Below are 16,116 nucleotides of genomic sequence, written 5' to 3' on the forward strand. Positions count from 1 at the left end.
CTGCCTGTCACTGTTTATTTTCTTGCACATTCATTGAAGCTGGTGCATCAGTTAATAAAGGTGCCCAGCCTACCGCAGCACCACTGTCATAACGTAAGTCCACATAAGCCACACGTTTTTGCGTGTTTTTCAGCAACACAGGGTAAAGCTCAATAAAACGCTGAATACGCCCTTCTTGATCTTTATTACCCAACTCCAGCCGGACATCATTATCCAGTACCAGTTGCCAGGAATTACGAGCCGTCATGATCACTGCTTTCACTTTCATTTTATGTGCAGCAAGCTGTTCAGCCATTGTGCGATATTCTGCCAATACGATTTTTTCTTTGCCTTCCGGGCCATAGAGCATGGAATAATGCCCTGTGGTGCTACGTTCAATAGGCAAACTGAATACTCTTCCTTCTTTATCCAGCATGTGAGTATCATTCCAACGCACATAAGGCACGTATTCTACCAGATGAATTTTCAGTTCATTAGGCCATTGTTTACGTACCGTAACCTGACGAACCCATGGCAGCCGCTCTATCTGGCCCTGAATAACATTGACATCTTGTGTCATAAATGTCTCTGGCGTGCCCAACGACAGGATAGCCTGCCTGACATCATCATCCGTGGTGTAATGCCGCTGGCCTGTCAACACCAGTTTTGAGAGTGGCAGCCTGTCTGAATCCTTCATCCACTCTAAGGTTACCCAACCTCCCCATGTGACAGTGCCGACCACCATCAGGAAGAAGAGAAACCCAGCCAGATAATAACCATTACTGGGACGGGAACTCCGAGCTTCAATTTCCCGCGTATTCCGGGCTGCCTGTGACATATCAATCAGCCAGCTCCAGAATTCTTGCCACTAATTGTGAAAAACTTACCCCCGCCTGACGCGCAGCAAGAGGCACCAGACTATGACTTGTCATACCCGGAGAAGTGTTCACTTCAAGTAGATAGAAATTGCCATTCCCATCATCCATGATATCAACCCTTCCCCAGCCACTACATCCGACGATCTTGTAGGCTTTTGATGCGATATCCGCCAATTCTTGCTCTTTCTCTGCACTTAAACCACTCGGGCAGAAATATTGAGTTTCGTTTGAGATATATTTCGCATCATAGTCATAGAATACATCCGGTGCCTGAATACGAATGGAGGGAAGAACCTCATCACCAAGAAATGCCACTGTATATTCCGGGCCGAACATCCACTTCTCAATCAAGATAGTTTTGTCATATTGGAATGCCAGCTCCAGTGCTGCATATAGCTCGGAATAGTCATTCACTTTGGTCATGCCAACACTGGAACCTTCCAGATTTGGCTTCACCATTAACGGCAGCCCTAATTCTTGAACATATTCTTTGATTTGAAAATCATTAAGTTGTTCAAATTGATGTGAATTAATCACAACATAAGGAGAAACAGGTAGTTTTGCTCCTTCCCATAGCTGTTTTGTTCGTAATTTATCCATTGATAAAGCGGATGCCATCACGCCACTGCCGGTATAAGGAAGCTGCAAAAATTCCAGTAAACCCTGTACTGTGCCATCTTCACCACCACGCCCATGCAGAGCGATAAAGACTTTGCTGAACCCTTCTTCTTTGAGTTTAGTCACATCAAAGTATTTTGTATCGACTGAATGCGCATTAATACCCGCTTCCTTCAACCCAGCTACAACAGCCTGCCCGGATTGCAGTGAAACTTCACGTTCAGCAGAAGTCCCTCCCAATAAAACAGCGACCTTATCAGCCATGATGCACTCCTTCATTAAAAGACGGCTGTAGTTTTGTCTCAGCCAAATTGCGCGCTATTTTACCGATATTACCGGCACCCTGTACTAATACTAAGTCGTTGTTTTCCATTATTTGTGACAGCATGGCCGAAATTTGCTCCGGTTCTGACACTAATATAGGGTCTAACTTCCCTCTACTACGGACAGTACGGCATAAGGAACGGCTGTCAGCCCCCGGAATCGGAGTTTCTCCGGCTGAATAAACATCCAGCATTAACAGAACATCCACCTGATTTAAAACATTGGCAAAGTCATCGTACAGATCACGCGTTCTGGTATAGCGATGAGGCTGAAATATCATCACAATACGTTTGTCAGGCCAGCCCGCCCGCGCAGCTTTAATTGTCGCATCGACTTCAGTCGGATGATGACCATAATCATCAACTAACATGACACTGCCTTCTTTGTTATTAATATTCCGGAGAGAAAAATCCCCCAAGAAATCAAAACGCCGTCCGGTTCCCTGAAATTCAGCCAGTGATGCCAGAATTGCTGCATCGTCAATCCCTTCTTCAGTCGCGACAGCAACAGCGGCTGTTGCATTCAGTGCGTTATGTTTCCCCGGCGCATTCAGAACAACATGAAGTTCAGGCAAATCTTCACGGCTGATGGTAAAGAAGCCCTGTGCTCCTTTCTGTTCATAGTGGGTAATGCGAACGTCAGCCTCTTCGCTGAAACCATAAGTCGTTACATAACGCCCGATACGGGGAATCAATTCTTTCACAACCGGATCATCAATACACATCACTGCCCGGCCATAAAATGGCAAATTATACAGGAAGTTGACAAAAGTCTGCTTCAGGTTTTCAAAGTCTCCCTGATAGGTATCCATATGATCAGGTTCGATATTGGTTATCACCGCCATCATGGGCTGTAAGTGCAGGAAAGAAGCATCACTTTCATCCGCTTCGGCAATCAGGTAACGGCTGGTGCCGAGACGCGCGTGAGTTCCCGCAGCTTTGACCAGTCCGCCATTGACAAATGTAGGATCAAGGCCAGCCTGAGCATAGATACCCGCAATCATTGCTGTCGTCGTTGTCTTGCCATGTGTACCCGCAACAGCGATGCCATGCCGGTAACGCATCAGCTCTGCCAGCATCTCTGCACGGCGGATAACCGGAATACGAGCTTCACGGGCAGCAATAATTTCCGGGTTGTCAGCAGGGATTGCTGTTGATGCAACAACCACGCTGGCATTGCGCACATTCTCGGCGCGGTGATTAAAATAAATGGTTGCTCCCAGTGTAATCAGTTGCTGTGTCACTGGATTAGGAGCGAGGTCAGAACCACTTATCTGATAACCCTCATTAGCCAACACCTCGGCGATACCACCCATGCCAGCACCACCAATGCCAACAAAGTGGATATGCCTGACTTTTCTCATTTCAGGCACTGAAGCTCTTAATTTCGCCAACTGTTGTATATTCACGTTTTAATCTTCACTAGTTATGTTTACTTCTCCGCCCTGCCGGTATATGCGAACCCACAGAACGGCCTGAATACTCATTTTTAAACTACATTTTTTAACTGCATTAATTTTTTTTAACTGCATCAATCAATGCCGCAGCTACGCGTTCAGTTGCATTGATAATGGCAACTGAGCGGGCTTTCTCTGCCATTTCCCGTAATTGCGGACGCTGCCACTGTTTCAGCAATTCCACCACGGCATCCGCTGTAAATTGAGGCTGTTCAAGTATTTTGGCTGCCCCTGCTTTTTCCAGCGGCAATGCATTCCAGTATTGTTGACGATCTTTATGCTGAAACGGCACAAAAATCGCGGGTAAACCTGCTGCCGCAATCTCACTTACAGTCAATGCACCGGAGCGGCAGATGACGATATCCGCCCACGCATAAGCCTGTGCCATATCATCAATAAACTCAGTCACCCTGAAATCAGCGACAGCCAAGTCTGTATATTTCTTCTCTGTTTCTGCCTGCGCACCTTTTCCCGCCTGATGCCAGACAGAGATGCTGTCACCCATACGGGAAGCGGCCTCTGGCATTGTCTGGTTCAGGACTCTTGCTCCCTGACTGCCACCAACAACAAGAACGCGTACAGGCCCCTGTCTGTCAGCAAGGCGCTGTTCCGGCGCAGGTAAGGCCAACACATCTTTACGAACCGGATTACCCACTACCGGAGCATCAGGAAACGCGCCCGGAAAAGCCTGCAAAACTGTTTTGGCAATTTTAGCCAGCCAGCGATTGGTTAACCCTGCAATACCATTCTGTTCATGCAGAACGACCGGAACACCACACAGCCATGCAGCAATACCGCCCGGCCCTGAAACGTATCCGCCCATTCCCAACACAACGTCCGGCTGGTAGCGTCGGATAATCGCTTTTGCCTGCCGGATCGCTTTAAAAATTCTGATAGGAGCAGCAAGCTGTGCTTTTATTCCTTTACCCCGTAACCCTGAAATCTGGATAAATTCGATATCTATGCCATGTTTCGGTACTAAATCAGCTTCCATACGATCAGCTGTTCCCAACCAGCGGATATCCCAGCCCTGTTCTTTCAAATGATGGGCAACCGCCAGCCCCGGAAACACATGGCCTCCGGTACCACCTGCCATCACCATTAACCGCCGGTTTTTGCCACTCATTTCGGGCTCCTTACGAACGCCTGTGCTTTTGCCAGACGTACTTCATAGTCAATTCGCAATAATAAAACGATGGCCGTTGACATCGCGATCAAGCTCGAACCACCATAACTTACAAGAGGCAATGTCAGTCCTTTCGTCGGTAACATCCCTGAAGCCGCACCAACATTGATAAATGCCTGAAAGCTGAACCAGATACCGATAGCACAGGCCAGAAAACCGGCAAATCGCTGATCAAGCTGCAACGCACGGCGGCCAATCATCATTGCTCGGAAAGCGACGAAGAATACCATTGCCAACACTAAAACCACACCTAAATAACCTAATTCTTCGCCTAAAATGGAGAAAATAAAGTCAGTATGCGCTTCCGGTAAATACTCCAGTTTTTGAACTGAATTCCCAAGCCCCTGCCCGAAAAAATCTCCGCGACCAAATGCCATCAGAGACTGTGTGAGCTGATAGCCGCTACCGAAAGGATCATCCCATGGATTCAGGAAAGAAGTTACCCGGCGCACACGATAGGGTTCCGCCACAATCAATACGCAAACAGCAAAGATCCCGCAGCCAATGATGGCAAGAAACTGCCACAATTTTGCTCCCGCCAGAAATAACAGCGCCAGCGTTGTTACAAACATCACGACCACGGTTCCGAAATCAGGCTGGGCCAACAGCAAGACAGCCAGCGCAACCATGACTCCCATCGGCTTACAGAATCCCCATAAGTTATTTCTCACTTCATCTACCTTTCTCACCAGATAACTGGAGAGGTAACAAAAGAGCGATAACTTCGACAATTCTGCTGGCTGAACACGTAAAGGGCCAATGGCTACCCAGCGCGAAGCACCATTTATCGAGCTACCTACAAACAGCACGACAACCAGCATCATAATCGTGATTAATAACATGATATTGCTGTATCGCTGCCAGAATGCCATCGGAATACGCAGCGTAATCAATGACAAACAGAATGCCAGAGCAAGATAAGTTCCATCACGACGAGCGAAGATAAATGGATCTTGTGCCAGACGCTGACCAACCGGCATTGAAGCGGAAGTCACCATCACAAAACCAATCACAGCTAACCCGAATACCATCCAGACCAGGGTACGATCATACATGACGATATCTGTGGGATCTGTCTCCACATTACCCGCCAGCCAGTTTTTAAATTTACCGAGGCCCGGAATGATCATTAGCCCAGCTCCTCCGCCAAACGGGCGAATTCATGCCCACGATGTTCAAAACCACGAAACTGATCAAAGCTCGCACAAGCCGGTGACAATAACACCATATCTCCGGCCACCAGTTTCGGTGTAATTTCTCTCATGGCCTGCTCCATCGTATCTGTCAATGTAGAAATTTCTGGACGCAACTGTGCCAGTTGATTGCCATCACGACCAAAACAGTAAAGACGAATGTTATTGCCTGATAAATAAGGCTGAAGAGGAGTGAAATCCGCCTCTTTCCCGTCCCCCCCGACTAACAGATAGAGAGTTCCTTCCAGTATCAGGCCATTCAGTGCGGCCTGAGTACTGCCGACGTTTGTTGCTTTGGAATCGTTTACCCAACGAATACCGTTTCTCATATGTACTATCTGAAAACGGTGCGCCAGCCCCTGATAAGTCCGCAATGCCCGCAGGCTGGCTTCTCGCGGGATATTAACCGCATCTGCCAGCGCCAGCGCTGCAAGCCCGTTAGTGTAGTTATGCTGACCTGTCAGACACATTTCACGTATCGATAATACTGCTTGTTGATTGGCAACCAGTTGCTGCTGTTCCGTGTCAAGCCGGTAATCACCACTGTCTACACCAAAACTGATACAACGGTTGTCTTTACCTGTTACCGGCAGAGTCAGATAGTCCTGCGCATTCACAACACACACGCTGGCCTGATCATAAATACGCAGCTTGGCGGCGCGATATTGAGCCAGCCCTTCAGGGTAGCGAACCATATGGTCTTCAGTCACATTCAGTACTGTCGCTGCGGCGGCGCGCAGACTGTAAGTCGTCTCAAGCTGAAAACTGGAAAGCTCCAGAACATATAGCTGGGATGGCTGTTTCAATAACGCCAGAGCCGGGACGCCAATATTTCCCCCGACACCCACCTGCCATCCGGCTGCTTTCGCCATTTCACCAACCAGACTGGTTACTGTGCTTTTACCATTTGAACCCGTAATCGCCACAATCGATGCTGTTGCCTCACGGCAGAACAGTTCGATATCGCCGACGATTTCAATTCCTGCATCAGCCGCTGCCTGTAGTTCAGGTGTTGCCAGTGCAATACCCGGACTGGAAACGATTAGGTCAGCTTCCATCAGCCATTGCGTATTGAAACTTCCGGTGTGGCATTCAACGTTATCCGGCAACTTGTCACTTCCCGGTGGTACGATACGGGTATCCATCACGCGTGGAGTGACTCCGCGCGCCATGAAAAAGTCAACGCAGGAAAGGCCGGTTAACCCCAGCCCAACAATAACGACTTTTTTACCTTCGTATTTTGTCATGATCTGTTCAGTCATGATTAACGTACCTTCAGTGTTGCCAGACCAATAAGTACCAGCATCAGGGAAATAATCCAGAAGCGTACAATGACGCGTGGCTCTGGCCAGCCTTTCAGTTCATAGTGATGATGGATAGGAGCCATGCGGAAAATACGCTGCCCCCGTAACTTGAACGAGCCAACCTGCAAAATAACGGACAGTGTTTCCACAACAAAGACGCCACCCATAATGACCAGCAGAAACTCCTGACGCAGTAATACCGCTATCGTTCCCAGTGCTCCGCCCAGAGCCAGTGAACCTACATCCCCCATGAAAACCTGTGCCGGATAAGTGTTGAACCACAGGAAACCCAGCCCTGCCCCGACAATTGCAGTACAGACAATCACTAGCTCACCGGCATGGTTCAAATAAGGAATATGCAGATAATTGGCAAAATTGACGTTACCAGTCGCCCAAGCCACCAATGCAAAACCGGCAGCCACTAACACTGTCGGCATAATTGCCAGACCATCCAGCCCATCCGTCAGATTCACAGCATTACTGGTTCCGACAATCACGAAATAAGTCAGCAGGATATACAGCAGACCAAGCTGCGGCATGACGTCTTTAAAAAACGGCACAACCAATTGTGTCGCCGATGTATCTTTACCAATGCTGTACATCGAAAACGCTACACCAAGCGCCAGTACGGACTGCCAGAAATATTTCCAGCGGGCAATCAACCCTTTGGTGTCTTTACGGACAACCTTACGGTAGTCATCAACAAACCCGACGATGCCATAGCCCAACAGTACAGCCAGTACGCACCAGACGTAAGGGTTATCCAGACGCGCCCATAACAGGACAGAAATGGTAATAGAAAACAGGATCAGCAACCCGCCCATCGTCGGCGTTCCGCGTTTACTGAAATGAGATTCCGGCCCATCATTACGCACAACCTGACCAATCTGTAACTTTTGCAGGTAAGCAATCAGAGTTGGCCCCATCCATAACGCAATAAACAACGCAGTCAGCAAACCGACTATTGCTCTGAACGTCAAATAGGAAAAGACGTTAAAGCCCGTATGATATTTAACCAGATACTCGGCCAGCCAAACTAACATTGGAAGTTCTCCTTCAGTGAGTCCACTACCTCTTCCATTTCGGTGCTACGTGAACCTTTAATTAATACAGAAATTGTTTCGTGGTGTTTCAATAAAGGCAGCAATGCTGCAACTAATTCTGCCTTGCTGGAGAAATGCTGCCCCCGACCACTTGCATCACTAATATGGGCACTTAAAGGCCCGACGCTAAGAATTTGTTCAATCTCGGTCGATGCTATTGCTTCACCCACCTGACGGTGGCACGCAACCGCCTGCTCACCCAATTCGCCCATATCGCTGACCACCATCACGCGATAACCGGGCATCCGGGTTAATACTTGTGCTGCGGCGATCATAGAGCCGGGATTGGCGTTATAAGTATCATCCAGCACGACTTTTCCGGCAGCCAGAGGAACTGGGAATAAGCGTCCCGGTACGGCTTTCAGCCCTAATAAACCCACACGGATATCATCAAGGGATGCTCCGACGGTAATCGCCAGCGCACTGGCAGCCAATACATTGGCTATATTGTGTTTTCCGGGCAATGGTAATGTGATTTCGCAACTTCCGATGGGTGTATGCAGGCAGAAATGCGTTTCCAGCGGCTGTTCCTGAATCTCTGTCACATAAAAATCTGCGTCTGCCGCAGGTGTGATGGAAAAACGCCATACCGTCTGCTGGCTACCGATATTCTGCTGCCAGTTAGGCCAGTCATTGCTGTCCAGATTGATAATTGCAGTCCCTGTGGACGAAAGCCCTGCAAAAATTTCACCTTTTGCTTTAGCGACTCCGGCCAATGAACCAAACCCTTCCAGATGGGCTGAAAACAGGTTGTTAACCAGCGCACTTTCAGGGCGCACTATTTCAGTTGTATACGCAATTTCACCAATATGGTTAGCCCCCAGTTCAATAACGGCAAACTGGTGCTCTGATGTAAGCCGGAACAGGGTTAACGGCACACCGATATCGTTATTGAAGTTGCCTGCGGTATAAAGCGTATTACCACATTGACGTAAAATTGCGGCGGTCATCTCTTTCACGGAGGTTTTGCCGGAAGACCCCGTTAATGCAACAACCCGTGCCTGGCTCTGCGCCCGCACCCAGCCCGCCAGTTTGCCCATTGCCAGACGAGTGTCCTTCACAATTACCTGAGGGCAATCAACCTCAAGAGGACGGCTGACCAACAACGCGCCAGCTCCCTGCTTCACAACATCAGTTGCGAAGTCATGAGCGTCAAAATTTTCCCCTTTTAAGGCAATGAACAGATCACCAGATGCTATTTTGCGGCTGTCGGTTGTTACTGACTGAATCTGAGTAACAGTGGCCTGCGGGTCGGAAACGTGATGTAACTTCCCTTCGGTTACACGTGCCAGTTGTTGTAGTGTTAATGGGATCATGCTGTCACCCCCAACAAGCGCGCAACCGTCAGACGATCTGAATAATCCAGACGGCGGTTCCCCACCAACTGATAATCTTCATGACCTTTACCTGCCACCAGCACAACATCTTCTTCTGTCGCCTGCATAATCGCACTGGTAACCGCTTCAACACGCCCATGAATAACCATCGCTCGACCCGGATCAATGAAGCCTGTCAGGATATCCGCAACAATGGACTGAGGCTCTTCACTGCGTGGATTGTCGTCAGTAACAACTACCCGATCTGCCTCTTGTTCAGCAACGCCTCCCATTAACGGGCGTTTGCCTTTATCGCGATCGCCGCCACAACCGAACACACACCAGAGTTGCCCTTTACAGTGCAGCCTTGCTGCTGCCAGCGCTTTTTCCAGTGCATCCGGCGTGTGAGCATAGTCCACAACGACGGTAGGACGGCCTGAGGCGGAAAATACTTCCATCCGCCCACAGACCGGGATCAGACAAGATGCAGTTGCCAACAATTTTTCCAACGGATAACCCAGTGATAATAGCGTTGCAAGAGCTAATAACAGGTTGCTGACATTAAAAGCCCCCATCAGAGGGCTTTCTATAGTCCCGCTTCCCCAGCTGGATTTGAAGGTAATCGAAGCACCTTTATCGTGATAGCGGATTTCCTCCGCAGATAACCACCGCCCCTGCCAGTTCTCCGGCAGACGGTTTTCCATCGTCACAGCTACAGTTTCAGATAAAGCGGAACCAGATAAACGAGAAAGCCATTTCAGGCCGATGTCATCATCAGCATTAATAATTTTTTGTTTAACGTTATGAGTGCTGAACAGTAACCATTTAGCTTCTTCGTAATTTTCCATATCACCATGGTAATCAAGGTGATCACGGCTTAAATTAGTAAAAACAGCCGCCTGATAGGGCAGGGATGCCACACGGCTTTGTATCAGGCCATGTGATGAAACCTCCATTGCCGCAAACGTCGCTTTCTGGTTAACGAGTTGCTGTAAATCAAGCTGGATATCAACGGCTGAGCCGGTGGTGTTTTCGGTCGGAACAGTCATGCCCAGCAGACCATTTCCTACTGTGCCCATGACGGCGCTGGTTTCTCCCAGCCCCTGACTCCACTGTGCCAGCAATTGTGTTGTTGTTGTTTTACCGTTGGTTCCTGTGATACCAACCAGCTTTAATTTGTTACCCGGGTGCTGATAAAATTCACCTGCCAATTTCGACAGTTTATTATTTAAATCATCAAAATAGATAACCGGAACACCGTGCATTTCCTGAATGGTGCCGTTATCCGCTTTTCCCTCCGCTTCAGCGATCACCGCAGCGACCCCCTGAGCGATGGCTTGAGGAATGTATTTTCGACCATCTGTCTGATGCCCTTTAACCGCAACAAACAGATCTCCGGCAGCCGCTTTGCGGCTGTCCAATGTCATTTCTCGCAGCGGAAGCTCAGGAGCATTAATTCTCCAAAGAGCCAATAAATCGCGTAAATTACGATCTTCCACTTTTATCCTCTTTTTATTTATTCATCACAGATTAGTTATTAACTAGTTATCAACTACAAACTCTTTTTTATCGTCCACAGGCAAAGCATCCGGCTCAACGTTCATCGTACGGAGGACACCACTCATGATGGCGCCGAAGATAGGCGCTGAAACTGCTCCGCCATAATATTTTCCTGCCTGTGGATCATCGATAATCACAACCAGTGCAAAACGCGGGTTACTCGCCGGTGCAACACCAGCGGTATAGGAAATATATTTATTTACATATTTACCGTCCGGCCCGACTTTCTTAGCCGTACCGGTCTTAATCGCAATACGATAGCCTTTTATTGCCGCACGTACGCCACCGCCACCGGGCAGTGCCACACTTTCCATCATGTGTACCACTGTGCGCATAATATGCTCAGGAAATACCCGGGTGCCCGGAACGGGTGGGTCGACTTTGGTAATTGACAGTGGACGATAAACACCCATACTGCCTATCGTTGCATAGACTCGCGCTAACTGTAACGGTGTTACCATCAGCCCGTAGCCGAAAGAGAAGGTGGCCCTCTCAAGATCTGACCACCTTTGTCTATTTTTTGGAAATACGCCACTCTTTTCTCCGACCAACCCCAAATCGGTCGGTTTTCCCATCCCAAAGCGATAATAAACATCTACCAGCTCTGAGGCAGGCATCGCTAACGCCAGTTTAGAAACACCAACGTTACTCGACTTCTGTAAGATCCCCGTGATGGTTAATTCAGAGCGAGGGGCAACGTCTTTAATTTCATGGCCTCTCGAACCATACATCAACCGATAGGGTCTGGTATCCAATACGGTATTTTCTTTGACAATCCCACTATACAGCGCACTCATCACAACCAGAGGTTTAATCGTCGAGCCGGGTTCAAACATGTCAGTAATAGCCCGGTTACGCATTGCATCTTTGGGTGTTCCCGCCAGATTATTCGGGTTATAGGACGGGCTGTTTGCCATTGCCAGTACTTCGCCGGTATTAACATCTACTAATACCGCTGTACCGGATTCTGCTTTATTCAGCACGACTGCTTTCGTTAATTCGCGGTAGACCAATGTCTGAAGACGCTCATCAATACTGAGTGCCAAATCATGGGCAGCTCTGCTGTCTACGGATGAAATATCCTCGATAACCCGTCCGTTGCGATCCTTACGAACAGTCCGGCTGCCCGGTTTCCCCGTCAGCCAGCTATCGAAACTCTTTTCGACTCCTTCAATACCATTGCCGTCAATGTTGGTCACGCCAATAATGTGTGCTGTTACCTGCCCTGCCGGATAATAACGGCGGGATTCCTGACGAAGATAGATACCCGGGAGTTTTAGTTTTCCGACATAATCGCCGATAGAAGTGTTAACCTGACGGGCAAGATAGACAAAGCGACCTTTAGGATACTCATTGATTTTACTGGTTAATTGATCCAGAGGGATAGAAAGAGCATCAGCCAGCGCCTGCCAGCGGGTATCCCCCGTGATCCCCCCTTTTTCCAGAACCTCTTTCGGGTCCGCCCAGACAGCATCTACCGGCACACTGACTGCCAGCGGACGCCCGTTACGGTCGTTAATCATGCCACGAGAAGTAGGAATGGACTGAACACGCAGAGAGCGGGAATCACCCTCTTTCACCAAACGGTCAGGGTTGATAATCTGCAAATAAGCCACTCGAATCAAAAGCCCGATTAAAGCAAGCGAAATGCCCCCACAGAGCAAGACAAAACGCCATCTGACAAAACTGGCTTTATCTTCTTGTTTTTTCAACTTTAAAGAGCGTGCAGCTTTCATCGCCTACCTTTTAGTTGTCAACTGGACTTTATTGAGTGATCACAATATTTTCTTGTGCCGGATCGACATGTTGCATATGAAATTTTTCAGTCGCTATGGATTCGATCCGACTGTGGTCACCCAATGCATTTTCTTCAAGGAGCAAGTTACGCCATTCAATATCCTGAGCATCAATCTGAATTGCCTGACGTTCTTTCTCCGCAGTCAATAAGCGGGTCTGATGGGTGACCGTCACTACACTGATGGCAGAAACCACAACAGCCACCAGTAAAATACATGGGATTTTGGCATTACGGATCAGATCCCTGCCAATGACTCCCACTAATCCATGACGTTCACCTGCCACTATTTACCTGCCTTCTCATCACCTGCTTTTTCAGCAAATCGCAATACCGAACTTCTTGCTCTCGGATTGGTTGCCACTTCATCCTCTGAGGGTTTCAGTCTGCCAACTGCTTTCAGACTACGCCCTCCCAATGCCCTCAATTGTGCTTCAGTAAGCGGCAAACCTGCCGGTACCTTAGGCCCCTGACTATGTTGCTGGATAAAGCGTTTCACTATGCGATCTTCCAACGAGTGGAAACTGATGACTGATAATCGCCCTTGTGGTGCTAAAACTTGCAATGCACCGTCCAATGCACGTTCTATTTCTTCCAGTTCACTGTTAATGTAGATTCTGATAGCCTGAAAACTGCGTGTCGCAGGATGCTTATGTTTCTCCTTGATTGGACTTGCCTTAGCAATCAACTCAGCCAGCTCTCTGGTTCGCGTGATCGGTTCTTCCTGATTGCGGGCAACAATGGCTCTTGCAATACGTTTGGCAAAACGTTCTTCACCAAACGTTTTCAGTACCCACGCGATATCATCAGCTTCAGCCTTCATCAGCCATTCTGCGGCTGATTGCCCCCGGGTTGTATCCATCCGCATATCCAGCGGCCCGTCACGCATAAATGAGAAACCACGTTCAGGATCATCCAGTTGCGGTGAAGAGACCCCTAAATCCAACAGCACACCATCAATCTTTCCAGCCAGACCAGCTTCTTCTACATAGGCAGCCAGATCTGAAAATGGCCCATGTGTAATAGAAAAACGCGGATCTGTAATCGCTTTTGATGCTTCAATGGCCTGAGGGTCGCGATCAATTGCCATCAAACGACCATTCGGCCCTAATTTTGATAAAATCAGGCGAGAGTGCCCCCCTCGCCCGAATGTTCCATCAATATAAATTCCATCTTCTCGGATATTCAGTCCATTGACCGCTTCATCCAGTAATACACTGGTATGTTTAAAATGACTATTTGCCATGTTTATAGTGATAAATCCTGTAGCCTTGCTGATAAAGGTTCTTGTGTAGATTGTTCAGCAGCGATGTCACTTTGTACTTGCTGATACCAGACCTGCTCATCCCACAATTCAAATTTATTAAATTGCCCAACCAGCATGACCTCTTTTGTTAGCCCTGCATGCTGACGCAATGTATGGGCTAACAAAAGACGTCCTGCACTGTCCATTTGGCATTCACTGGCGTGTCCTAATAACAAGCGTTGAACACGACGTTCGGCTGGGTTCATGCTGGATAAGCGAGATAATTTTTCTTCGATGATTTCCCATTCGGGTAATGTATAAAGCAACAGACACGGCTGATGAAGATCAATTGTACAAACCATTTGACCTTTTGATTCCGTATTCAGCGTTTCCCTATATCGGGCAGGTACTGTAAGTCGCCCTTTAGTATCGAGATTAACCAGTGTTGCTCCACGAAACATACTCAGGTTACCCCTTGATGGCCGAAATCTCCACATTATCCCACAAATCACCACAATTAAGAGTTTACGGATGGTATGAAAACCTTGTCAAGCCAGAGCCAGTGTGCTTTAGCTAGATTTACAGAAAGATTTAAGAGAGAAAAAGGAGGATTTTTTAGATTATGCAATATTATTGTTTCATAAATTATTGATAAATATCATTAATTAACTATTAGCACCAAGGCCAATCTGAAAAAGATTTTTTAGGACAAATAATTATCACTTAAATTAATTTATGCAATCAACATCTCATTATTGCGCAATTGTTAACCAACTGTAATCTATCAATAATCAAAATATATTCAGATTAAAATAGTATAAAAAGTAATAATAAACTGAAATAAAGTAGAACAAAAAAACCGTAATCATTTGAATATAAAATAAATAAATAGTCACCTTTCATGAAAGAAATAACTTTTATTTATAATCGGCACATTGAAGAAAGGAAATCTATTTTTTTACCTACAATAGTCTATTTGCAATTTTTCAGGCAGAGATTTTCGTTCAGAAAAATTTTAGTCAGAATAATCTCAAAATTAAATCAACGAACCTATTTAAATGATTTTAGATACACTATATTGCACCCTCATGTTAAATGAGGGTACACAAATCAGGCTTTCCGGCTCAGGCTTCCCCGACGACATAAATGGCGACGCATACGCGTAATCCCCGGTTCAGGCCTCTGTTTTTCATCCAGACTGGCCAATACCAGTGACAAAGCCTGTTCAGCCACATCACGATGGCGCTGTGCCACCGATAATACCGGGCACTCAAGGAAATCAAGCAACTCATGATCACCAAATGTTGCAATGACTAACTGTTCAGGTAAACGCCCGCTGCGTTTCAGGATGGTATCCATCACGCCCTGAAGCAGAGCAAATGAAGTCGTGTAGAGTACCTGAGGCAGAGGGTTCTTTTCCAGCCATGAAGCAAAAACCTCAGCAGCAGCTTCACGTTCATAGCTGTTCGCATAGAGATAATTCACTTGACGCGGATCATTTTCCCACGCTTCACGGAAACCCTGCTCACGTAAAAAGCTGACTGATAATTCAGGCAATGCACCCAAATAAAGCACAGATTCTGAAGGGAACTGACGTAATTCCTGTGCCAGCATTTTCGCATCTTCACGATCGTCCCCGACAACGCTGACAAAATGTTCACTGTCCAAGGCGCGATCAAGCGCGATAATAGGCAGGGAACGGTTCGCCCAGCGCTGGTAGAATGGATGCTCAGGAGGAAGCGCGGTGGAAACAATAATTGCGTCAACTTGACGCTGCAAAAGATGCTCAACGCAACGCATTTCGTTATCTGGCTGATCTTCAGAGCAGGCTATCAAAAGTTGATACCCACGCTGCCGCGCCTGACGTTCAAGATAGTTGGCAATACGGGTATAGCTTGTATTTTCTAAATCCGGTATCACTAAACCAATAGAACGGGTACGCCCTGCCCGCAGACCGGCAGCAACAGCATTCGGGTGGTAATTATGTTCTCTCACCACCGCCATCACTTTCTCTACTGTTTTATCGCTGACCCGATACTGCTTAGCTTTACCATTGATAACATAACTGGCCGTAGTACGTGAAACACCTGCTAAGCGGGCGATCTCATCCAGTTTCACATTAACCCCTCAGTAATATGATAGAAAAAGCCCCACGTTA

General features: G+C 47.5%; 14 protein-coding genes. All 14 read right to left on the reverse strand.

Annotated elements, in window-relative coordinates:
• Window positions 1-7: 7 nt before the first annotated feature.
• The 14 genes from ftsQ to cra all read right to left on the reverse strand — a co-directional run bounded on the left by ftsQ (window position 8) and on the right by cra (window position 16,076).
• On the reverse strand, window positions 8-817 hold the full coding sequence (ftsQ, locus tag Xinn_RS11420) for a cell division protein FtsQ (RefSeq protein WP_086955562.1): 810 nt from the start codon (window positions 815-817) through the stop codon (window positions 8-10).
• 1 nt (window position 818) lies between these two features.
• A complete protein-coding gene (locus Xinn_RS11425) occupies window positions 819-1,739 on the reverse strand; it encodes a D-alanine--D-alanine ligase (protein ID WP_086955560.1) in 921 nt (306 codons plus the stop codon).
• Window positions 1,732-3,207, reverse strand: a complete 1,476-nt coding sequence (gene murC, locus Xinn_RS11430; protein WP_086955558.1) for a UDP-N-acetylmuramate--L-alanine ligase — start codon at window positions 3,205-3,207, stop codon at window positions 1,732-1,734. Before murC ends, Xinn_RS11425 begins: the two co-directional genes overlap by 8 nt.
• A 103-nt stretch (window positions 3,208-3,310) precedes the next feature.
• On the reverse strand, window positions 3,311-4,381 hold the full coding sequence (gene murG / locus Xinn_RS11435; RefSeq protein ID WP_086955557.1) for an undecaprenyldiphospho-muramoylpentapeptide beta-N-acetylglucosaminyltransferase: 1,071 nt from the start codon (window positions 4,379-4,381) through the stop codon (window positions 3,311-3,313).
• Window positions 4,378-5,571, reverse strand: coding sequence for a cell division protein FtsW (gene ftsW, locus Xinn_RS11440; RefSeq protein ID WP_086955555.1), 1,194 nt, complete (start codon window positions 5,569-5,571; stop codon window positions 4,378-4,380). The genes murG and ftsW overlap by 4 nt, the downstream gene beginning before the upstream one ends.
• Entirely contained in the window at window positions 5,571-6,881 is a 1,311-nt protein-coding gene (gene murD, locus Xinn_RS11445; RefSeq protein ID WP_086956590.1) for a UDP-N-acetylmuramoyl-L-alanine--D-glutamate ligase, read from the reverse strand. Before murD ends, ftsW begins: the two co-directional genes overlap by 1 nt.
• Window positions 6,882-6,898: 17 nt before the next feature.
• Window positions 6,899-7,981 (reverse strand): phospho-N-acetylmuramoyl-pentapeptide-transferase, encoded by a 1,083-nt coding sequence (mraY, locus tag Xinn_RS11450; RefSeq protein WP_086955553.1) that lies wholly within the window; start codon window positions 7,979-7,981, stop codon window positions 6,899-6,901.
• Window positions 7,975-9,357 carry a UDP-N-acetylmuramoyl-tripeptide--D-alanyl-D-alanine ligase gene (gene murF / locus Xinn_RS11455; protein WP_086955551.1) on the reverse strand — a complete coding sequence of 461 codons (1,383 nt, stop codon included), beginning with the start codon at window positions 9,355-9,357 and terminating at the stop codon, window positions 7,975-7,977. The genes mraY and murF overlap by 7 nt, the downstream gene beginning before the upstream one ends.
• Window positions 9,354-10,856 carry a UDP-N-acetylmuramoyl-L-alanyl-D-glutamate--2,6-diaminopimelate ligase gene (murE, locus tag Xinn_RS11460; RefSeq protein WP_086955549.1) on the reverse strand — a complete coding sequence of 501 codons (1,503 nt, stop codon included), beginning with the start codon at window positions 10,854-10,856 and terminating at the stop codon, window positions 9,354-9,356. Before murE ends, murF begins: the two co-directional genes overlap by 4 nt.
• Before the next feature lie 42 nt (window positions 10,857-10,898).
• Window positions 10,899-12,653 (reverse strand): peptidoglycan glycosyltransferase FtsI, encoded by a 1,755-nt coding sequence (locus tag Xinn_RS11465; RefSeq protein WP_086955547.1) that lies wholly within the window; start codon window positions 12,651-12,653, stop codon window positions 10,899-10,901.
• Window positions 12,654-12,681: 28 nt separating this feature from the next.
• Window positions 12,682-13,002: a cell division protein FtsL gene (gene ftsL / locus Xinn_RS11470; RefSeq protein ID WP_086955546.1), complete on the reverse strand. Its 321-nt coding sequence runs from the start codon at window positions 13,000-13,002 to the stop codon at window positions 12,682-12,684.
• A complete protein-coding gene (rsmH, locus tag Xinn_RS11475) occupies window positions 12,999-13,958 on the reverse strand; it encodes a 16S rRNA (cytosine(1402)-N(4))-methyltransferase RsmH (protein ID WP_086955544.1) in 960 nt (319 codons plus the stop codon). Before rsmH ends, ftsL begins: the two co-directional genes overlap by 4 nt.
• 2 nt (window positions 13,959-13,960) lie before the next feature.
• Entirely contained in the window at window positions 13,961-14,419 is a 459-nt protein-coding gene (gene mraZ, locus Xinn_RS11480; protein WP_086955542.1) for a division/cell wall cluster transcriptional repressor MraZ, read from the reverse strand.
• Window positions 14,420-15,068: 649 nt separating this feature from the next.
• The gene (gene cra, locus Xinn_RS11485; protein WP_086955541.1) at window positions 15,069-16,076 is read right to left on the reverse strand and encodes a catabolite repressor/activator; all 1,008 of its coding nucleotides are present in this window, start codon (window positions 16,074-16,076) and stop codon (window positions 15,069-15,071) included.
• Window positions 16,077-16,116 lie beyond the last annotated feature (40 nt).

It is taken from the genome of Xenorhabdus innexi, assembly GCF_002632485.1.
Classification (GTDB): Bacteria; Pseudomonadota; Gammaproteobacteria; order Enterobacterales; family Enterobacteriaceae; genus Xenorhabdus; species Xenorhabdus innexi.